This is a genomic window from Pseudomonas sp. NFX1 (assembly GCF_051123555.1).
In the GTDB taxonomy this organism is placed as follows: Bacteria; Pseudomonadota; Gammaproteobacteria; order Pseudomonadales; family Pseudomonadaceae; genus Aquipseudomonas; species Aquipseudomonas capeferrum.
Window position 1 is genome coordinate 4520750 of record NZ_CP169366.1, and the last position, 21228, is coordinate 4541977.

General features: G+C 57.2%; 8 protein-coding genes, 2 tRNA genes, 6 rRNA genes and 1 pseudogene. 7 read left to right on the top strand and 10 right to left on the bottom strand.

Features of this window, described 5'->3' with window-relative positions; all coding sequences use genetic code 11:
- Positions 1–453: 453 nt before the first annotated feature.
- From DJ563_RS20300 to DJ563_RS20310, 3 genes and pseudogenes are all read left to right on the top strand, one after another.
- A pseudogene (locus DJ563_RS20300) lies at positions 454–718 on the top strand (TolC family outer membrane protein); the annotation flags it as partial.
- Positions 719–762: 44 nt separating this feature from the next.
- A complete protein-coding gene (locus DJ563_RS20305) occupies positions 763–2919 on the top strand; it encodes a type I secretion system permease/ATPase (RefSeq protein ID WP_033703532.1) in 2157 nt (718 codons plus the stop codon).
- A 7-nt stretch (positions 2920–2926) separates the two neighbouring features.
- On the top strand, positions 2927–4285 hold the full coding sequence (locus DJ563_RS20310; protein ID WP_274100260.1) for an HlyD family type I secretion periplasmic adaptor subunit: 1359 nt from the start codon (positions 2927–2929) through the stop codon (positions 4283–4285).
- Positions 4286–4361: 76 nt separating this feature from the next.
- On the opposite strand, the gene lapD is transcribed toward DJ563_RS20310, so the two are convergent.
- Positions 4362–6308 (bottom strand): cyclic di-GMP receptor LapD, encoded by a 1947-nt coding sequence (gene lapD / locus DJ563_RS20315; protein WP_434518250.1) that lies wholly within the window; start codon positions 6306–6308, stop codon positions 4362–4364.
- A gap of 10 nt (positions 6309–6318) precedes the next feature.
- Positions 6319–7080 carry a cysteine protease LapG gene (gene lapG, locus DJ563_RS20320; protein WP_274100362.1) on the bottom strand — a complete coding sequence of 254 codons (762 nt, stop codon included), beginning with the start codon at positions 7078–7080 and terminating at the stop codon, positions 6319–6321.
- A gap of 205 nt (positions 7081–7285) precedes the next feature.
- On the opposite strand from lapG, the gene DJ563_RS20325 reads away from it, so the two are divergent.
- The 4 genes from DJ563_RS20325 (at position 7286) to DJ563_RS20340 (ending at position 12122) form a co-directional block, all read left to right on the top strand.
- Positions 7286–7975 carry a GntR family transcriptional regulator gene (locus DJ563_RS20325; protein WP_434518251.1) on the top strand — a complete coding sequence of 230 codons (690 nt, stop codon included), beginning with the start codon at positions 7286–7288 and terminating at the stop codon, positions 7973–7975.
- A gap of 92 nt (positions 7976–8067) precedes the next feature.
- The gene (locus DJ563_RS20330) at positions 8068–8571 is read left to right on the top strand and encodes a sigma-70 family RNA polymerase sigma factor (RefSeq protein WP_274100360.1); all 504 of its coding nucleotides are present in this window, start codon (positions 8068–8070) and stop codon (positions 8569–8571) included.
- Entirely contained in the window at positions 8568–9536 is a 969-nt protein-coding gene (locus tag DJ563_RS20335; RefSeq protein ID WP_434518252.1) for a FecR domain-containing protein, read from the top strand. The genes DJ563_RS20330 and DJ563_RS20335 overlap by 4 nt, the downstream gene beginning before the upstream one ends.
- Positions 9537–9707: 171 nt before the next feature.
- A complete protein-coding gene (locus tag DJ563_RS20340; protein WP_434519738.1) occupies positions 9708–12122 on the top strand; it encodes a TonB-dependent siderophore receptor in 2415 nt (804 codons plus the stop codon).
- A gap of 53 nt (positions 12123–12175) precedes the next feature.
- Here DJ563_RS20340 and rrf (DJ563_RS20345) read toward each other — a convergent pair.
- From rrf (DJ563_RS20345) to DJ563_RS20380, 8 genes are all read right to left on the bottom strand, one after another.
- Positions 12176–12291: ribosomal RNA gene (gene rrf / locus DJ563_RS20345) — 5S ribosomal RNA — on the bottom strand.
- Positions 12292–12400: 109 nt separating this feature from the next.
- Positions 12401–12516, bottom strand: a 5S ribosomal RNA gene (gene rrf, locus DJ563_RS20350).
- 132 nt (positions 12517–12648) lie between these two features.
- Positions 12649–15540: ribosomal RNA gene (locus DJ563_RS20355) — 23S ribosomal RNA — on the bottom strand.
- 236 nt (positions 15541–15776) lie between these two features.
- Positions 15777–15852: transfer RNA gene (locus DJ563_RS20360), tRNA-Ala, on the bottom strand.
- 6 nt (positions 15853–15858) lie between these two features.
- Positions 15859–15935: transfer RNA gene (locus DJ563_RS20365), tRNA-Ile, on the bottom strand.
- Positions 15936–16012: 77 nt separating this feature from the next.
- Positions 16013–17549, bottom strand: a 16S ribosomal RNA gene (locus DJ563_RS20370).
- Between the two features lie 450 nt (positions 17550–17999).
- A 5S ribosomal RNA gene (gene rrf / locus DJ563_RS20375) occupies positions 18000–18115 on the bottom strand.
- A gap of 132 nt (positions 18116–18247) precedes the next feature.
- A 23S ribosomal RNA gene (locus DJ563_RS20380) occupies positions 18248–21139 on the bottom strand.
- The 16S, 23S and 5S rRNA genes sit together here with 2 tRNA genes alongside, the layout of an rRNA operon.
- Positions 21140–21228 lie beyond the last annotated feature (89 nt).

Genomic DNA, 21228 nt, shown 5'->3' on the forward strand with positions numbered 1-21228 from the left:
TGGACTCTCCGTGTGACCCGGTTAGGGTACTTCCCTGCCAGAGCGGCGCTGTTGTAAGCCACTTCAGGCGGATCTGTGTCGATTAATATGATGAGGATTTGACGTCAAAATTACGTCTATAACTGTTTGGAATTAACTATCTGCCAAACTATTGACCTTATACTCGCCATCCTAAACAATCGGCAATGTAATGTCACATTGATATTTGCACCTTTGCCACCCCTTCATTTAGTACTCATCCAGTGCCTGTCGGAAGCCCACCCATCGGCCAGTTCTGGCGCCATTTTCCTGGCCCTGAAAAACTTGAACCGTGACTCGGGACAACAGCGCTTTCGGGAACCCGCCAAAAATGCGTGCTTCACTGTTTAACGTTCTTCCCATCACCCTAGCCGCCACGTTTGCACAAGCACAATCCTTGCCCAAAGCCGTGCAGACCGCCCTTGAGAGCCTGCAGGCCATAACAACGAATGGCAGGCTATGCTGCGAATGAACTTCAACCTTTACACTGGCGTCAGCAACAAGGCAGACCTGGAGCCCAAGTCGTAACCTTCACTACCCGGCGTCGTCTGGTAGAGATGAAGAACATACAATTGTTTACTCAGTATCGAATCAAGGCGACCATTGGCCACTGCTCAAGAATCAGGGTGTTGTAGCCCCGATGGCCACCGTTGTGCAGAACGATCTGAAACCGAGGGTGAGCCTGTCAGGCCTGAACTGAGGCACACCCTGCCCCACCCACCGCAAGGATGAAGAGAGCGCCGCGTGGAATCCGAAGTCAGTCGAGTCCAACTCAGCCACGATCCACGCAGTCAGCATGACGATCCCTTGCTGGATAGCCTGCTGAGCCTGTGTGTCCTGCATCAGAAACCCGCCAGCCGGGTCATGCTGACCACCGGCCTGCCGCTGCCTGCCCAGCGCCTGAGCCCCGAGCTGCTGCCCCGTGCCGCGGCCCGGGCCGGGCTTCAGGGGCGGCTGCTGCAGCGCAAGCTGGAGCAGATCCCCAGTATCGCCATGCCGGCCATGCTGTTGCTCAAGGAAGGCCGCAGCGCCGTCCTGCTGGGCTGGGAAAACGAAGACACCGCGCGCCTGCTGCTTAGCGAGAGCGATGGTGGCGAGGTGCATGTCAGCCGCGAAGCGCTGCTCAGTGACTACAGCGGGCGCGTGTTCTTCGCCCAGCCGCAGCACAAGTTCGACGTCAACCACGGCAACCTCATCCCGCGCGCGAAATCCTGGTTCCGCGACACCCTGCTGCGCAGCAAATGGCTGTACATCGATGCCATCGCCGCCAGCCTGGTGATCAACCTGATCGCCCTGGCCGCGCCGCTGTTCGTGATGAACGTGTATGACCGGGTGGTGCCCAACCAGGCAACCTCGACCCTCTGGGTGCTGGCTGTCGGCATCGCCGGCGCCTACGTCTTCGACCTTATCCTCAAGGGCTTGCGCGGCCTCTGCCTGGACCTTGCCGGCAAAAAGACCGACTTGATCATTTCGGCGACCTTGTTCGAGCGTATCGTCGGCATGTCGATGAAGTACCGCCCGGCGCGGGTCGGCAGCTTTGCCCAGAACATCCATGAGTTCCAGGGCTTGCGCGACTTCCTCGCCTCCTTGACCCTGACCAGCCTGATCGACCTGCCGTTCACCCTCCTGATCCTGATCGTCATCGCCATCATTGGCGGGCACCTGGTGTGGATCCCGATCATCGCCTTCCCGCTGGCCCTGGGCATCGGTTATGCCTTGCAGCGGCCGCTGATGGCGACCATGGAGCGGACCATGGCCCTGGCCTCGGAGCGCCAGTCCAGCCTGATCGAGACCCTGGCTGGCCTGGACGCCGTCAAGGTCAACAACGCCGAAAGCGAGCGCCAGTACATGTGGGAGCAGACCCTCGGCACCCTCAGCCGGTTGGAGCTGCGCGTGAAGGTGCTGTCGAGCCTGGCGATGAACATCACCATGCTGATCCAGCAGCTGGCAGGCGTGGCGATGATCTGCGTGGGTGTCTACCTGATCATCGACGGCAACCTGAGCATGGGCGGCCTGGTCGCCTGTTACATGCTCAGCGGCCGCGCCCTCGGCCCGCTGGGCCAGCTCAACGGCTTGCTGGCCCGCTACCAACAGGCGAAGGTAACCATGGTCGCCACCGACCACATGATGGACTTACCGCAGGAGCGCAACTTCGAGGAGCGGCCGCTGAGCCGCCGGGTACTGCAGGGCAGCATCGAGTTCCGCGGGGTCGAGTTCACCTACCCGAACCAGCAGAACCTGGCCCTGAAGAACATCAACCTGACCATCCGCCCCGGCGAAAAGGTCGGCATCATTGGCCGCAGCGGCTCGGGCAAGAGCTCCCTGGCCAAGCTGGTCGTGGGCCTCTATGAAGCCGACGGCGGGTCACTGCTGGTCGATGGCGTGGATATCCGCCAGATCGACGTCAGCGAGCTGCGCCACAACATCGGCTATGTGCCGCAGGACATCCAGCTGATGGCCGGCACCCTGCGCGACAACCTGGTCAGCGGCGCACGTTACATCGAAGACGAAATGATCCTGCAGGCCGCAGAACTTGCAGGTGTTCATGAGTTTGCCCGGCTGCACCCCGACGGTTATGAGCTGCAAGTGGGCGAGCGTGGCCAGAACCTCTCCGGCGGCCAGCGGCAGAACGTTGCCCTGGGCCGTGCATTGCTGCTCAACCCGCAGATCCTGCTGCTCGACGAGCCGACCAGCGCCATGGACAACACCGGTGAAGAGCGCCTCAAGCAACGCCTGCAGGCGGTGATCGAGAACAAGACGGTGCTGCTGGTGACCCACCGCGCCTCGTTGCTGTCGCTGGTGGACCGGCTGATCGTCATCGATCGCGGGCAGATTGTCGCCGACGGCCCGAAAGCCGCGGTCATGGATGCGCTGAAGAAGGGGCAGATCAGTGTTGCATAAGCTCGATATGGGGCAGTTCAAGGATGGCCTGCGACGCTACTTCAAGGGCTCCGATTCGCTCGGCGGGCAGCCGCTGCCCGAGGTCAACAAGGCGCTGATCGAGGATGCACCGCGTGTGGTGCGCCTGACCATCTGGGGTGTGATCGCGTTTTTTGTGTTCCTGATCGTCTGGGCCAGTGTGGCGCCGATCGATGAGGTCACGCGCGGCGAAGGCAAGGCCATTCCGTCCTCCAAGGTGCAGAAGATCCAGAACCTCGAGGGCGGCATCGTCGCCGAAATCTACGCCAAGGAAGGGCAGATCGTCGAAATCGGCCAGCCCCTGCTGCGCCTGGACGAAACCCGCTTCGCCTCCAACGTCGGCGAAACCGAGGCCGACCGCTTGGCCATGGCGCTGCGCGTCGAACGCCTGAGTGCCGAGGTCGAAGACCGCCCGCTGCAAATCGATGAGGCCCTGAGCAAGGCCGCGCCCAGCCAGGCGGCCAACGAGCAATCGCTTTACCAGAGCCGGCGCCAGCAACTGCAGGACGAGATCGGTGGCCTGCAGCAACAGCTGGTACAGCGCCAGCAGGAGCTGCGCGAATACACCTCCAAGCGCGCGCAGTACGCCAACAGCCTGCAACTGCTGCGTCAGGAGATCGCGATGTCCGAGCCCCTGGTAGCCCAGGGCGCAATCTCCCAGGTCGAAGTGCTGCGCCTGCGCCGTGCCGAAGTAGAAAACCGTGGCCAGATGGATTCCACCGCGCTGGCCATCCCGCGTGCCGAGGCGGCCATTCGGGAAGTACAGAGCAAGATCGAAGAAACCCGTGGCAAATTCCGCAGCGAAGCGCTGACCCAGCTCAATGAGGCACGCACCGAGCTCAGCAAGGCCACTGCCACCAGCAAGGCGCTGGACGACCGGGTTCACCGCACCATGGTCACCTCGCCTGTGCGCGGTATCGTCAAACAGCTGCTGGTCAACACCATCGGTGGGGTGATCCAGCCGGGTAGCGACATCGTCGAGGTCGTGCCGCTGGACGACACCCTGGTCATCGAAGCGAAGATCCTGCCCAAGGACATCGCCTTCCTGCATCCAGGGCAGGAAGCGACGGTCAAGTTCACCGCCTATGACTACACCATTTACGGTGGCCTGAAGGCCAAGCTGGAGCAGATCGGTGCCGACACCATCACCGATGAAGACAAGAAGACCACGTACTACCTGATCAAGCTGCGCACCGATCGCAGCCACCTGGGCACTGACGAGAAGCCATTGCTGATCATTCCCGGGATGGTGGCGACGGTGGATATCATGACCGGCAAGAAGACCATCATGAGCTACCTGCTCAAGCCGATCATGAAGGCCCGCTCGGAAGCCCTGCGCGAACGTTAACGCCACGCACGGCTGTGTGTAGGAGCGGCCTTGCCGGGGCGCCGGACCGGCAAGGCCGCTCCTACACGGGGACGTATCAGCGCCAGGGTGCAGGTTCACCCACCAGCTGCCCCTGAATACCACCCACACCCATCTCCCGCAGTACCAACCGCTCGCCTTCCGTCTCGACCCGCTCGGCAATCAACGGCAGGTCGATACTGTGTGCCGCGCGTTGGATCGCTTCGATGAACAGGCGCTTGTGCTGCTCATGGTCGATGTTGCGGATATAGCTGCCATCGATTTTCAGGTACGCCAGGCCCAGGTGTGCCAGGTTGCCGATCATGCTGAAACGGCCGCCGAAGCGCTGCAGCGCCAGCCCGAAGCCAAGCCCGTGCAGGCGTCGGGTCAGTTGCTCGAGGGCAGACTGGTCGGGCAGCTGCTCTTCGCCGATCTCGAACGTCAACCGCGGGCCCAGCGCCGCATGCTGGCTTAGCAGCTCGTAGACGCGTTGCAGCGCCTTGGGGTCGGCCAAGGTTGCTGCGGACAGGTTCAGCGCCAGCATCTGATCATGGCTGCGCAGGTGGGCGAGTACCTTTTCCAGCACCAGCACATCCAGGCGCGGCATCCAGCCGAAGCGCTCCAGCCAAGGCAGGAAGCGCCCGGCGGGCAGTGCCTCGCCTTGCTCATCGTGCAAGCGCGAGATGACTTTGTGGTGCAACACCCGCTGGGCTGTTTCGCAGTCCACCACCGGCTGGAAAAACAGCTCAAAATGCCCATTGGCGAATGCCTGGTCGAGCCGCTCATGCCAAGCATGATGGCTATCGCCCGCTACCGCAGCTGCACCCTGTTCGAGGCAGACCCAGCCGGGTGCCGGCTGGTTTTCGGCAAGGGCCAGGGCTTCGTCGGCAAGTTTCAGCAGTGCCTGTGGCGCATCGCCGGGGCTGAAGGGCGCAATGCCGATGCATGCGACCGGGCTGACATCACTGGCGCCAGTCTCGTGCAGGCTCTGCAGGGTAGCCTCCAGCGCCTGGGCAAGCTGTACGGCCTCTTCATGCACCATACCCGGCGCCAGCACGGCGAACTCGCCCCCACGGCTGCGCGAAATCAGGTCTTTGGTTTCTGGGTAGCTGGCACAGGTACGGCGCAGTTGCTCGCCCACCGCCTGCAACAGCTGGTCGGTACGCTGCCCGCCCAGGCGCGCGTTGAGGCCTGCCAGCCCCTGCACCCGCAGCAACAGCAAGTAACCGGCCCGGGCTTCCTCCATGTTGCTGACGCGGGTATTGAGTTGCATCTCGAAATAGCGGCGGTTGGACAGCCCGGTGAGGCTGTCCTGGTAGGACTCGGTGCGCAACCGCTCACTGCGCTCGGCCTGCTCGGTGAACAGCGCCTTGAGCTTCTCGACCATCTGGTTCATCGCCTGCACCACACGGCGCAGCTCGGGTGTGCGCGGCAGGTCTGGCAGGCTGAGGAATTCGCGCCGGGCGATGGCATGGGATTGCTCGACCATGTAGTCCAGTGGCCGCAACTGGCGGCGCAGCAACAACGCGCCGAGCACCGCACTGGCAGCACCGCACAGCAGCAACCAGCCCAGGCTGCCCAAGGCGCTCTGCCAGAGCTTGGCGATGGCGAACATTGGGTGGCTGATCACCTCCACCCGGGCGGCCTGCTGCCATCCGCGGCTGACAATGGCATCACCACCGGCCGCTTCAAGGCCTATGAGGTGGACAAACCAGGCCGGCACACCACCCCGGTCAGGCTCGGCATGGCGCTCCACCAACACGGCATTGGAACCCAGGTCGACGACCTTGATGCTCGCATAGTAGCCACTGTCAAAGATCGAGCTGACCATCAGTTCGACCATCGCCGGGTCGTCGATGTTGGGTGTCAGCGACAGGGCAAGGGCAGTGGCTGCGTCCTGGGCGTGCGACCGCAGCTGGTTGACGTACTGGCTGCGCGAGCTCTCCAGGCTGACCATGAAGCTGCCGCTGAAGGCGACCACCAGGAACAGGCAAATGGCCAACAGCAATTGTTTGAACAGTGACATCTGTGCTCCTTCAGTAAACCGGCTCGGCCGGGAACCCTTCGGCCTGCATTTTTTTCAGCAAATCCTGCCAGCGTGACAGCCGCTTGGTATCGCCTACCTTCTTGTTGCCGGCGGCACCTGGCAGCCACAGCCCCTCACCATTGAAGGCATATACCGGCAGCAGGTCAGGGCGCTGGCTCGCCGGCTTGATGGCATCCATCAGGCTGTCGAGCACCAACGGTTGGGCCTGTGGGTTTGAATAATAGGTCAGCACCATGTGCGCTCGGTTTTGCCGCAATGCCTTTACGTAGGTGATACGCAGCTTTTCGCTGGGGATGCCCATGCGCCGTAGGCTGAAATACTTGGCAATAGCGTAGTCCTCGCAATCACCCGCCCCCTTGATCAGTGCCTGGACCGGCGTGGCCCAATAATCGACCTCATGCCACAGATCGATATCTTCGACGTAGCGCAGTTGCTGGTTGAAGAAGCGGTTGACCACCTGCAGCCGTTCCAGCTCGGTGGCCTGCTTCTGCGTGGCCATCAGGTTCTGCCAGGCGTCGATACGCCCCTGCCCTGCGCCAAGCGGGCCATACAGGGCCTGCGACTTGCGACTGATCTGGGAAAAATCCCAATCCGCGTGCAAACCGCCCAGTAGCAAGCTACCCAGCAGCGCGGCAAGGCCGACACGTCGCACAGCGGTTTTGAACATCCAGGATATCGCCACTGCGAAGACCTGTTCAGACCAGTCGAAAGCAGCGATAGTGCGGCCTGGCTGTGCAAAAGACAATGGCACCCTGCAATCACGCAACCTGGGGGTGGGCCATACTAACTTTATGGCTATCTCGTTCTATGTGCCGCTTCCTTTGCCAAGCGACTTCATACACCATAGCCGCGGCCTTGGGTCACCCGCTCCAATGCGGCTGACGGTTTGACAAGCCCCCTTGCCTGTTACTAGTGTCATTGGATCCAACTTTCGTTATGGTCGAGGCAGACTCCGCGTGGCCGAGAAAATCAAACTGAGCAACGTGCTGGCTAGCGAACAGCTACCCCCACACCTGGCACGTGCTGTTATCGAAGAGCGCCTGCGCAGCGCCATTCTTGATGGGCGACTGCCGCCAGGTACCGCTGTGCGTCAGCAAGAGCTGGCGACCTTGTTCGGGGTCAGCCGCATGCCTGTGCGCGAGGCCTTGCGCCAACTTGAAGCGCAATCGCTGCTGAAAGTGGAGATGCACAAGGGCGCTGTGGTTGCGCCGTTGATCGGCGAGGACGCGGTGGACACCTATGCCCTGCGTGTTCTGCTCGAAAGCGAGGCGCTGCGCCAATCCATTCCCATGCTTGATGCCGACGACATCGCCCGTGCCCGCGGCTACATCCTGCAACTGGAGCATGAGACCCGCCACGCCGAACTCGGCCGCCTCAACCGCCTGTTCCACATGACGCTGTACAGCAAGGCGTCAAACAAGAAGCTGTTGCGCCTGATCGAGAACGAACTGAACGAAGAAGAGCGTTTTCTGCGCTTTCATCTTTCCTCCATGGGGTTGGGGAAACTCACCCAGGACGATCACAACGCGCTGGTGGATGCGGCCAGCGACAAACTGGTGGATGAAGCCATCGCCGTGCTGGAGAAGCACTTGAACTCCGGCGCGCACGTGATCAGGGCTTACCTGGATTCGCAGTTGGCACAATAACAGGCCGGCATGAGACGGTTGCAAATTAGCCCGGCACCGCAAACAATGAGACTAATTATCATTCATGTCCATTGAAGCCAGCGCCCTCCTCCATGCCTTCCAATGACTCCGTGCAAACGCTCTACAGTGACCACCACGGCTGGTTGCATGCCTGGCTGCGCAGCAAGCTGGGCAATGCCGCCGATGCCGCGGACCTGGCCCAGGACACCTTCGTGCGGCTGTTGCAGCGTCGCGAGCAGGTACAGCTGAACACGCCAAGGGCGTTTCTGCGGACCGTGGCACGTGGGCTGGTGATCGATCACTGGCGCCGTGAAGAACTGCACCGGGCCTACCTCGAAGCCCTGGCTCACTTGCCGGAAACACAGGCCCCCTCGGCCGAGACCCGCGAAGTGCTGCTGGAGCTGCTGGAGCGTATCGCGCGCATGCTCGACGGGCTCAAGCCAAAGGTGCGCCGCGCCTTTCTGCTGGCCCAGTGCGATGGGCTGAAACACCAGGCCATCGCCGAGCAGATGGGCATATCCGTACGCACCGTCGAGCGCTATATCGCCGATGCGCTTTACCATTGCTACCTGCTGCGCTTTGAAGACGCGCGATGACAGCTGTCGTGCCGTCGGCCAAAGCAGTCAAGCAAGCCATTCAGTGGCTGCTCAGGCTGCGAGAGAGCGGTAGCAGCCCTGCCCTGCTGCAGCAATGCGAGCAGTGGCGTAGCGCGCGGCATGAGCACGAACTGGCCTGGCAACGGGTGATACACCTGCACCAGGAACTTGACCTGCGCACTATCCCCGGTGCTGGGGTTGCCTTGCACACCCTGGAAACCAGCCAGCGGCGCCTGCACCGGCGCCAGGCGCTCAAGTTGCTTGGCGGCGTCGCCTTGGTCGGCTCGGCCACATGGCTGGTTAAAGACCTCGATAGCGTCAGCGCCTGGGCTTCGGACTACGCCACTGCCACTGGCGAACGGCGGCGATTGCACTTGCCCGATGGCTCATTGATGCAACTGAACACGCGCAGTGCGGTGGACCTGGCCTTCGACCAGCAGCAGCGTTTGGTCCACCTCAAGCAAGGGGAGCTGATGCTCACCTGCAGCGAAGCGCAGGATCAGACGCGCCCCCTGTTGGTACAGACGCAAGAGGCCTTGCTCGAAGGTTTCAATGGGGGCTTTGTGGTACGCCAGGATATCGACTGCACCCGCGTCAGCGTCAGCCAGGGAAAGGTGGCGATACACCGGCCGGGGAATGGCCAGGTGCAATGGATCGACAGCGGCCAGCACTGGCGCCTGGATGCCAGCGGTGCACAACGCCTGGATCGCGTGGATATGGATCCCACGGCCTGGAGCGAAGGGCTGATCGTGACCCGCGACATGCGCTTGCACGATTTTCTCGCGCAAGTGAGCCGCTATCGCCATGGCTACCTGGCTTGCAGCGATGACATTGCCGATCTGCGCCTGTCCGGTGTGTTCCGCCTGGACGACCCGGAGCAACTGCTGCAACTGCTGCCAAAAACGCTCCCGGTCAGGCTTCGCCAACGCACACGTTGGTGGATCCGCGTCGAGCACATGGCCTGACTTCACCCCCGCGGGGATATTTTTGGCGGGTTTTGGGCATCGATACGGCTAGGACAGTAAGCAACGCCTTCTGCCCTCAACCTTTCAACGGACGCTTTCATGCCCATTGTCTCTACCTCTACACACCGCACCAACGAGAATGATTTTCGACCTGTCTTGAATTCAGCCAGTCTGCGCAAGGCCGTTCGGGCAGCCCTGTTCGGTACCGCACTGGGCATCAGCGCCCTGCCCCTTCAAGCCATGGCCGCTGAAGCCGCGCAGGTCAGCCAGCAGTATGCGATCGCGCCCGGCGAATTGAATGATGTGCTCAACCAGTTTGCCCGTCAGGCGGGGATCACCCTCTCCAGCACACCGCAATTGACCAACGGGCTGCAATCCCGTGGCTTGCAAGGGCAGTACTCGGCCGATCAGGCGCTGCGCCAATTGCTCAATGGCAGCGGCCTGGAGGCCGTAAGCCAGGGTGGGCACAGCTATGTGCTGCGGGCCCAGCCAGACAACGCCGCACTGTCGCTGCCAGACACCGATATCCGTAGCTTCTCCCTGGGCAATGCCTTGGGCAGCATGGATGGCTACAACGCCACCCACAGCCAGGTGGCGACCAAGACCAGCATGCCCCTGGTGGAAACCTCACAGTCGGTCTCGGTGGTGACTCGCCAGCAGATAGATGACCAGGGCTCGCAGACCGTCGCCCAGGCCATGCGCTATACGCCTGGGGTGCTGACCAACCCCTATGGCGCCACCCACCGTTACGACTATGTGGCCATGCGCGGCTTCAACGACGGTTCGGTCGACAACATCTACGTTGACGGCCTGAAGTCCATGGGTGACAACGGCACCTACAGCACCATGCAAGTGGACCCTTACTTCCTGGAGCGCATCGACATCCTCAAAGGGCCCTCTTCGGTACTCTATGGCCGCAGCTCGCCAGGGGGCCTGGTGGCACTGACCACCAAGAAGCCCCTGTTCACGCCCTTCCATCAGGTGCAGGCCACCGTCGGTACCCAAGGCCAGCGTGGCATGGGCTTCGACTTCAGCGGCCCGGTCGATGACGACAAGCGTATTGCCTATCGCCTGACAGGCTTGGCGGACAGCTCTGACACTCAGTTCGACCATAACAAGGAAGAACGCTACGCCATCGCACCGGCTATCAGCATCGACTTCACCGAAGACACCTCGCTGACACTGCAGGCATACCTGCAGCACGACCCCAATGGTGGCTACCACGGGGGTAACCCGGCTGACGGCATGCTGCACAAGCGCAACGGGCTGCGCCTGTCAGACCACTTCTTTGAAGGTGAGCCTGGGGTCGACAACTACGAGCGTACCCAGCAGTCGTTCAGCTACCAGTTCGAGCACCGTTTCAACGACGTCTTCACCGCCCGGCAGAACTTCCGCTACCAGGATTCTGACGTAACGATGGACCAGGTGTATTCGGCCGGTTGGGCCGACGCCGACAGCAACATCCTCAACCGCGCCTACACCGGGGGCGACGAGCGCCTGCATTCGTACATCATCGATAACATGCTGCAGGCGGAGTTCTTCACCGGCGCGGCCAAGCACACCCTGCTGCTTGGCACCGACTACCAGCGCCGCAAGGCCGACGTGGAATGGCGTTACGGCACGGTCGACCCGCTGGATGCGGGCAACCCTCAATATGGCAATGGCAACCTCCAGGTACTCGGTGAAAACCGCTATCAGCGCCGCCTGCAGCAAACGGGTGTGTACCTGCAGGACCTGGTCGAGCTGGACCAATGGCGCTTCTCGCTGGGCTTGCGCCAGGACTGGGTGAAGGTCTCCGAGGAGAATCGCGACAGCAACACCAAGGTCAACGATCAGCGCTCCAAGTTCACCACCCGAGCGGGCGTGCTGTACTTGTTCGAGAACGGCTTGGCACCCTATGTCAGCTACTCGGAGTCGTTCAACCCCAATACCGTGTCCGACCAGGAAGGCCGGCCGTTGGCACCGACCGAGGGCACTCAGTGGGAAGCGGGTATCAAGTACCAGCCGCCCGGCAGTGACAACCTGTTTACCGCGTCGGTGTTCCGTATCGAGCAGGAGAACCTGGCCTCCAAGCAGCCGAACGAAGACTTCTACCGCCCGGTGGGTGAAGTACGCTCACAAGGCCTGGAGCTGGAGGCGCATGTTCAGCTGACCGACAACCTCAAGCTGTTGGGCGGCTACACCTTTACCGACATCGAGTATGCCAAGACGATGCCGAGCTTGGTGGCAGCAAACCTGGACAACAAGGGTAATTCGCCCACCCAGGCACCCAAGCAGATGTTTTCGCTGTGGGCCGACTACAACTTCCGCCAGGGGCCGCTGGACGGCCTGCGACTGGGCGGTGGGATACGTTATGTGGGGTACAGCTGGGTGGATGCGGAAAACAGCATGAAGGTGCCCTCCTACACGCTGTTTGATGCCTCGATCGGATACGACCTCAGCAAGGTTGGCCTGACGGGGGTGGATGTGCGCCTGAACGCCAACAACCTCACCAATGAGAGCTACGTCACCTCATGTGCCAGCCTGAACTATTGCTACATGGGTGAAGAGCGCAACGTCAGCGCAACGGTCAGCTATCAATTCTGACCCGAAAAGACAAAGCCCCTGTCTGCGATGCAGACAGGGGCTTTGGGTTTGAATCTTGACGATGACCTACTCTCACATGGGGAGACCCCACACTACCATCGGCGATGCATCGTTTCACTGCTGAGTTCGGGATGGGATCAGGTGGTTCCAATGCTCTATGGTCGTCAAGAAATTCTGTGTGCCGGCCCGTCCTGAAGACGTGCCCGCGAATTTCTATGGCTTCTACTTAAAGACAAAACCCCTACCTGCTTGCGCAGATAGGGGTTTTGCGAAATGAATCTTGACGATGACCTACTCTCACATGGGGAGACCCCACACTACCATCGGCGATGCATCGTTTCACTACTGAGTTCGGGATGGGATCAGGTGGTTCCAATGCTCTATGGTCGTCAAGAAATTCTGTTGCCAGAATGTCCAGATGGACAGCCCAGCGAATTCGGATATGTGATTTGTGATGTGCATTCGAACTTTCGGTTCGTGTGTCTTCACCACCGCAATCTGCATGAGCAAATTGCTTGGGTGTTATATGGTCAAGCCTCACGGGCAATTAGTATTGGTTAGCTCAACGCCTCACAGCGCTTACACACCCAACCTATCAACGTCGTAGTCTTCGACGGCCCTTTAGGGGATTCTAGATCCCAGTGAGATCTCATCTTGAGGCAAGTTTCCCGCTTAGATGCTTTCAGCGGTTATCTCTTCCGAACATAGCTACCCGGCAATGCCACTGGCGTGACAACCGGAACACCAGAGGTTCGTCCACTCCGGTCCTCTCGTACTAGGAGCAGCCCCTCTCAAATCTCAAACGTCCACGGCAGATAGGGACCGAACTGTCTCACGACGTTCTAAACCCAGCTCGCGTACCACTTTAAATGGCGAACAGCCATACCCTTGGGACCGGCTTCAGCCCCAGGATGTGATGAGCCGACATCGAGGTGCCAAACACCGCCGTCGATATGAACTCTTGGGCGGTATCAGCCTGTTATCCCCGGAGTACCTTTTATCCGTTGAGCGATGGCCCTTCCATACAGAACCACCGGATCACTAAGACCTACTTTCGTACCTGCTCGACGTGTTTGTCTCGCAGTCAAGCGCGCTTTTGCCTTTATACTCTACGACCGATTTCCGACCGGTCTGAGCGCACCTTCGTACTCCTCCGTTACTCTTTGGGAGGAGACCGCCCCAGTCAAACTACCCACCATACACTGTCCTCGATCCGGATAACGGACCTGAGTTAGAACCTCAAAGTTGCCAGGGTGGTATTTCAAGGATGGCTCCATGAGAACTGGCGTCCCCACTTCAAAGCCTCCCACCTATCCTACACAAGCAAATTCAAAGTCCAGTGCAAAGCTATAGTAAAGGTTCACGGGGTCTTTCCGTCTAGCCGCGGATACACTGCATCTTCACAGCGATTTCAATTTCACTGAGTCTCGGGTGGAGACAGCGCCGCCATCGTTACGCCATTCGTGCAGGTCGGAACTTACCCGACAAGGAATTTCGCTACCTTAGGACCGTTATAGTTACGGCCGCCGTTTACCGGGGCTTCGATCAAGAGCTTCGCTTGCGCTAACCCCATCAATTAACCTTCCGGCACCGGGCAGGCGTCACACCCTATACGTCCACTTTCGTGTTTGCAGAGTGCTGTGTTTTTAATAAACAGTCGCAGCGGCCTGGTATCTTCGACCGGCATGGGCTTACGGAGCAAGTCCTTGACCCTCGCCGGCGCACCTTCTCCCGAAGTTACGGTGCCATTTTGCCTAGTTCCTTCACCCGAGTTCTCTCAAGCGCCTTGGTATTCTCTACCTAACCACCTGTGTCGGTTTGGGGTACGGTTCCCAGTTATCTGAAGCTTAGGAGCTTTTCTTGGAAGCATGGCATCAACCACTTCGTCGCCTAAAGGCAACTCGTCATCAGCTCTCGGCCTTGAAATCCCGGATTTGCCTAAGATTTCAGCCTACCACCTTAAACTTGGACAACCAACGCCAAGCTGGCCTAGCCTTCTCCGTCCCTCCATCGCAATAACTGCAAGTACAGGAATATTAACCTGTTTTCCATCGACTACGCTTTTCAGCCTCGCCTTAGGGACCGACTAACCCTGCGTCGATTAACGTTGCGCAGGAAACCTTGGTCTTTCGGCGTGGGAGTTTTTCACTCCCATTGTCGTTACTCATGTCAGCATTCGCACTTCTGATACCTCCAGCAAGCTTCTCAACTCACCTTCACAGGCTTACAGAACGCTCCTCTACCGCATCATCCTAAGATGATACCCGTAGCTTCGGTGCATGGTTTGAGCCCCGTTACATCTTCCGCGCAGGCCGACTCGACTAGTGAGCTATTACGCTTTCTTTAAAGGGTGGCTGCTTCTAAGCCAACCTCCTAGCTGTCTAAGCCTTCCCACATCGTTTCCCACTTAACCATGACTTTGGGACCTTAGCTGACGGTCTGGGTTGTTTCCCTTTTCACGACGGACGTTAGCACCCGCCGTGTGTCTCCCATGCTCGGCACTTGTAGGTATTCGGAGTTTGCATCGGTTTGGTAAGTCGGGATGACCCCCTAGCCGAAACAGTGCTCTACCCCCTACAGTGATACATGAGGCGCTACCTAAATAGCTTTCGAGGAGAACCAGCTATCTCCGAGCTTGATTAGCCTTTCACTCCGATCCACAGGTCATCCGCTAACTTTTCAACGGTAGTCGGTTCGGTCCTCCAGTCAGTGTTACCTAACCTTCAACCTGCCCATGGATAGATCGCCCGGTTTCGGGTCTATACCCAGCGACTAAACGCCCTATTAAGACTCGCTTTCGCTACGCCTCCCCTATTCGGTTAAGCTCGCCACTGAATATAAGTCGCTGACCCATTATACAAAAGGTACGCAGTCACCTAACAAGTAGGCTCCCACTGCTTGTACGCATACGGTTTCAGGATCTATTTCACTCCCCTCTCCGGGGTTCTTTTCGCCTTTCCCTCACGGTACTAGTTCACTATCGGTCAGTCAGTAGTATTTAGCCTTGGAGGATGGTCCCCCCATATTCAGACAAAGTTTCTCGTGCTCCGTCCTACTCGATTTCATTGATAAGAGATTTTCGTGTACGGGGCTATCACCCACTATGGCCGCACTTTCCAGAGCGTTCCACTAATCTCAAACCAACTTAAGGGCTGGTCCCCGTTCGCTCGCCACTACTAAGGGAATCTCGGTTGATTTCTTTTCCTCAGGGTACTTAGATGTTTCAGTTCCCCTGGTTCGCCTCTTGCACCTATGTATTCAGTACAAGATACTCAGCTTATGCTGAGTGGGTTCCCCCATTCAGAGATCTCTGGATCACAGTCTGTTTGCCGACTCCCCAAAGCTTATCGCAGGCTACCACGTCTTTCATCGCCTCTGACTGCCAAGGCATCCACCGTATGCGCTTCTTCACTTGACCATATAACCCCAAGCAATCTGGTTATACTGTGAAGACGACATTCGCCGAAAATTCGCATGCTGCTCAGTTAAGAGCAAATCACAAATTTTACCTTAGCCTGATCCACTACCAGTGAAAGTAGTGTTCAGTCTATTTCTATCACATATCCGAATTTTTAAAGAACGATCTGACAAAAGCCAGAAATCAACATTCGACGCGAATGCTCATTTCTGAGTTTGATCAAGGTACTGCAAGAGTGGTGGAGCCAAGCGGGATCGAACCGCTGACCTCCTGCGTGCAAGGCAGGCGCTCTCCCAGCTGAGCTATGGCCCCGCATATTGGTAGGTCTGGGCAGATTTGAACTGCCGACCTCACCCTTATCAGGGGTGCGCTCTAACCAACTGAGCTACAGACCTATATAGGGTCTTGATCGTCTTCACATATGAATCAAGCAATTCGTGTGGGAGCTCATCAGCAGGCTGATGTCGTCGATTAAGGAGGTGATCCAGCCGCAGGTTCCCCTACGGCTACCTTGTTACGACTTCACCCCAGTCATGAATCACACCGTGGTAACCGTCCTCCCGAAGGTTAGACTAGCTACTTCTGGTGCAACCCACTCCCATGGTGTGACGGGCGGTGTGTACAAGGCCCGGGAACGTATTCACCGCGACATTCTGATTCGCGATTACTAGCGATTCCGACTTCACGCAGTCGAGTTGCAGACTGCGATCCGGACTACGATCGGTTTTGTGAGATTAGCTCCACCTCGCGGCTTGGCAACCCTCTGTACCGACCATTGTAGCACGTGTGTAGCCCAGGCCGTAAGGGCCATGATGACTTGACGTCATCCCCACCTTCCTCCGGTTTGTCACCGGCAGTCTCCTTAGAGTGCCCACCATAACGTGCTGGTAACTAAGGACAAGGGTTGCGCTCGTTACGGGACTTAACCCAACATCTCACGACACGAGCTGACGACAGCCATGCAGCACCTGTGTCAGAGTTCCCGAAGGCACCAATCCATCTCTGGAAAGTTCTCTGCATGTCAAGGCCTGGTAAGGTTCTTCGCGTTGCTTCGAATTAAACCACATGCTCCACCGCTTGTGCGGGCCCCCGTCAATTCATTTGAGTTTTAACCTTGCGGCCGTACTCCCCAGGCGGTCAACTTAATGCGTTAGCTGCGCCACTAAAATCTCAAGGATTCCAACGGCTAGTTGACATCGTTTACGGCGTGGACTACCAGGGTATCTAATCCTGTTTGCTCCCCACGCTTTCGCACCTCAGTGTCAGTATCAGTCCAGGTGGTCGCCTTCGCCACTGGTGTTCCTTCCTATATCTACGCATTTCACCGCTACACAGGAAATTCCACCACCCTCTACCGTACTCTAGCTTGCCAGTTTTGGATGCAGTTCCCAGGTTGAGCCCGGGGCTTTCACATTCAACTTAACAAACCACCTACGCGCGCTTTACGCCCAGTAATTCCGATTAACGCTTGCACCCTCTGTATTACCGCGGCTGCTGGCACAGAGTTAGCCGGTGCTTATTCTGTCGGTAACGTCAAAACAGCAAGGTATTCGCTTACTGCCCTTCCTCCCAACTTAAAGTGCTTTACAATCCGAAGACCTTCTTCACACACGCGGCATGGCTGGATCAGGCTTTCGCCCATTGTCCAATATTCCCCACTGCTGCCTCCCGTAGGAGTCTGGACCGTGTCTCAGTTCCAGTGTGACTGATCATCCTCTCAGACCAGTTACGGATCGTCGCCTTGGTGAGCCATTACCCCACCAACTAGCTAATCCGACCTAGGCTCATCTGATAGCGCAAGGCCCGAAGGTCCCCTGCTTTCTCCCGTAGGACGTATGCGGTATTAGCGTCCCTTTCGAAACGTTGTCCCCCACTATCAGGCAGATTCCTAGGCATTACTCACCCGTCCGCCGCTGAATCGAAGAGCAAGCTCTTCTCATCCGCTCGACTTGCATGTGTTAGGCCTGCCGCCAGCGTTCAATCTGAGCCATGATCAAACTCTTCAGTTCAATACTGCTTGGGTTTTTAAGAAACCCTAAACTTGGCTCAGCAATCTCAAATGACTATGTGATTTCTCGCATGGTCACTTGTGATGCTGATAATCTTTGTGACTATCAGTCCATACTCACAAGCACCCACACGAATTGCTTGATTCAATTTGTTAAAGAGCGGTTGGTTAAGAGCTTTTCGTCTCAACCGAGGGGCGCATTCTACGCTTTCCTCAGTGTCTGTCAAGCGTTTGTTTTGAAGTTTTTTGCGAGAAACTCGTTTAGCTTCAAACACTTAACTCGCTGCGATCTCTCGTAGCGGGAGGCGAATAATACAGCATTCAAAAACGCTGTCAATCACCTTTTTAGCACTGCTGATCTGTCTCTCGACCTGGTCAGCAAGAAGCATGAGCTTCTACTTAAAGACAAAACCCCTACCTGCTTACGCAGATAGGGGTTTTGCGAAATGAATCTTGACGATGACCTACTCTCACATGGGGAGACCCCACACTACCATCGGCGATGCATCGTTTCACTACTGAGTTCGGGATGGGATCAGGTGGTTCCAATGCTCTATGGTCGTCAAGAAATTCTGTTGCCAGAATGTCCAGATGGACAGCCCAGCGAATTCGGATATGTGATTTGTGATGTGCATTCGAACTTTCGGTTCGTGTGTCTTCACCACCGCAATCTGCATGAGCAAATTGCTTGGGTGTTATATGGTCAAGCCTCACGGGCAATTAGTATTGGTTAGCTCAACGCCTCACAGCGCTTACACACCCAACCTATCAACGTCGTAGTCTTCGACGGCCCTTTAGGGGATTCTAGATCCCAGTGAGATCTCATCTTGAGGCAAGTTTCCCGCTTAGATGCTTTCAGCGGTTATCTCTTCCGAACATAGCTACCCGGCAATGCCACTGGCGTGACAACCGGAACACCAGAGGTTCGTCCACTCCGGTCCTCTCGTACTAGGAGCAGCCCCTCTCAAATCTCAAACGTCCACGGCAGATAGGGACCGAACTGTCTCACGACGTTCTAAACCCAGCTCGCGTACCACTTTAAATGGCGAACAGCCATACCCTTGGGACCGGCTTCAGCCCCAGGATGTGATGAGCCGACATCGAGGTGCCAAACACCGCCGTCGATATGAACTCTTGGGCGGTATCAGCCTGTTATCCCCGGAGTACCTTTTATCCGTTGAGCGATGGCCCTTCCATACAGAACCACCGGATCACTAAGACCTACTTTCGTACCTGCTCGACGTGTTTGTCTCGCAGTCAAGCGCGCTTTTGCCTTTATACTCTACGACCGATTTCCGACCGGTCTGAGCGCACCTTCGTACTCCTCCGTTACTCTTTGGGAGGAGACCGCCCCAGTCAAACTACCCACCATACACTGTCCTCGATCCGGATAACGGACCTGAGTTAGAACCTCAAAGTTGCCAGGGTGGTATTTCAAGGATGGCTCCATGAGAACTGGCGTCCCCACTTCAAAGCCTCCCACCTATCCTACACAAGCAAATTCAAAGTCCAGTGCAAAGCTATAGTAAAGGTTCACGGGGTCTTTCCGTCTAGCCGCGGATACACTGCATCTTCACAGCGATTTCAATTTCACTGAGTCTCGGGTGGAGACAGCGCCGCCATCGTTACGCCATTCGTGCAGGTCGGAACTTACCCGACAAGGAATTTCGCTACCTTAGGACCGTTATAGTTACGGCCGCCGTTTACCGGGGCTTCGATCAAGAGCTTCGCTTGCGCTAACCCCATCAATTAACCTTCCGGCACCGGGCAGGCGTCACACCCTATACGTCCACTTTCGTGTTTGCAGAGTGCTGTGTTTTTAATAAACAGTCGCAGCGGCCTGGTATCTTCGACCGGCATGGGCTTACGGAGCAAGTCCTTAACCCTCGCCGGCGCACCTTCTCCCGAAGTTACGGTGCCATTTTGCCTAGTTCCTTCACCCGAGTTCTCTCAAGCGCCTTGGTATTCTCTACCTAACCACCTGTGTCGGTTTGGGGTACGGTTCCCAGTTATCTGAAGCTTAGGAGCTTTTCTTGGAAGCATGGCATCAACCACTTCGTCGCCTAATGGCAACTCGTCATCAGCTCTCGGCCTTGAAATCCCGGATTTGCCTAAGATTTCAGCCTACCACCTTAAACTTGGACAACCAACGCCAAGCTGGCCTAGCCTTCTCCGTCCCTCCATCGCAATAACTGCAAGTACAGGAATATTAACCTGTTTTCCATCGACTACGCTTTTCAGCCTCGCCTTAGGGACCGACTAACCCTGCGTCGATTAACGTTGCGCAGGAAACCTTGGTCTTTCGGCGTGGGAGTTTTTCACTCCCATTGTCGTTACTCATGTCAGCATTCGCACTTCTGATACCTCCAGCAAGCTTCTCAACTCACCTTCACAGGCTTACAGAACGCTCCTCTACCGCATCATCCTAAGATGATACCCGTAGCTTCGGTGCATGGTTTGAGCCCCGTTACATCTTCCGCGCAGGCCGACTCGACTAGTGAGCTATTACGCTTTCTTTAAAGGGTGGCTGCTTCTAAGCCAACCTCCTAGCTGTCTAAGCCTTCCCACATCGTTTCCCACTTAACCATGACTTTGGGACCTTAGCTGACGGTCTGGGTTGTTTCCCTTTTCACGACGGACGTTAGCACCCGCCGTGTGTCTCCCATGCTCGGCACTTGTAGGTATTCGGAGTTTGCATCGGTTTGGTAAGTCGGGATGACCCCCTAGCCGAAACAGTGCTCTACCCCCTACAGTGATACATGAGGCGCTACCTAAATAGCTTTCGAGGAGAACCAGCTATCTCCGAGCTTGATTAGCCTTTCACTCCGATCCACAGGTCATCCGCTAACTTTTCAACGGTAGTCGGTTCGGTCCTCCAGTCAGTGTTACCTAACCTTCAACCTGCCCATGGATAGATCGCCCGGTTTCGGGTCTATACCCAGCGACTAAACGCCCTATTAAGACTCGCTTTCGCTACGCCTCCCCTATTCGGTTAAGCTCGCCACTGAATATAAGTCGCTGACCCATTATACAAAAGGTACGCAGTCACCTAACAAGTAGGCTCCCACTGCTTGTACGCATACGGTTTCAGGATCTATTTCACTCCCCTCTCCGGGGTTCTTTTCGCCTTTCCCTCACGGTACTAGTTCACTATCGGTCAGTCAGTAGTATTTAGCCTTGGAGGATGGTCCCCCCATATTCAGACAAAGTTTCTCGTGCTCCGTCCTACTCGATTTCATTGATAAGAGATTTTCGTGTACGGGGCTATCACCCACTATGGCCGCACTTTCCAGAGCGTTCCACTAATCTCAAACCAACTTAAGGGCTGGTCCCCGTTCGCTCGCCACTACTAAGGGAATCTCGGTTGATTTCTTTTCCTCAGGGTACTTAGATGTTTCAGTTCCCCTGGTTCGCCTCTTGCACCTATGTATTCAGTACAAGATACTCAGCTTATGCTGAGTGGGTTCCCCCATTCAGAGATCTCTGGATCACAGTCTGTTTGCCGACTCCCCAAAGCTTATCGCAGGCTACCACGTCTTTCATCGCCTCTGACTGCCAAGGCATCCACCGTATGCGCTTCTTCACTTGACCATATAACCCCAAGCAATCTGGTTATACTGTGAAGACGACATTCGCCGAAAATTCGCATGCTGCTCAGTTAAGAGCAAATCACAAATTTT

Excerpts from the sequence above, each read along its gene's own strand:
- DJ563_RS20330 (WP_274100360.1), top strand. The coding sequence starts at position 8,068 with ATGCCTTCCAATGACTCCGTGCAAACGCTCTACAGTGACCACCACGGC.
- lapD (WP_434518250.1), bottom strand. The coding sequence starts at position 6,308 with ATGTCACTGTTCAAACAATTGCTGTTGGCCATTTGCCTGTTCCTGGTG.
- DJ563_RS20335 (WP_434518252.1), top strand. The coding sequence starts at position 8,568 with ATGACAGCTGTCGTGCCGTCGGCCAAAGCAGTCAAGCAAGCCATTCAG.
- DJ563_RS20310 (WP_274100260.1), top strand. The coding sequence starts at position 2,927 with ATGGGGCAGTTCAAGGATGGCCTGCGACGCTACTTCAAGGGCTCCGAT.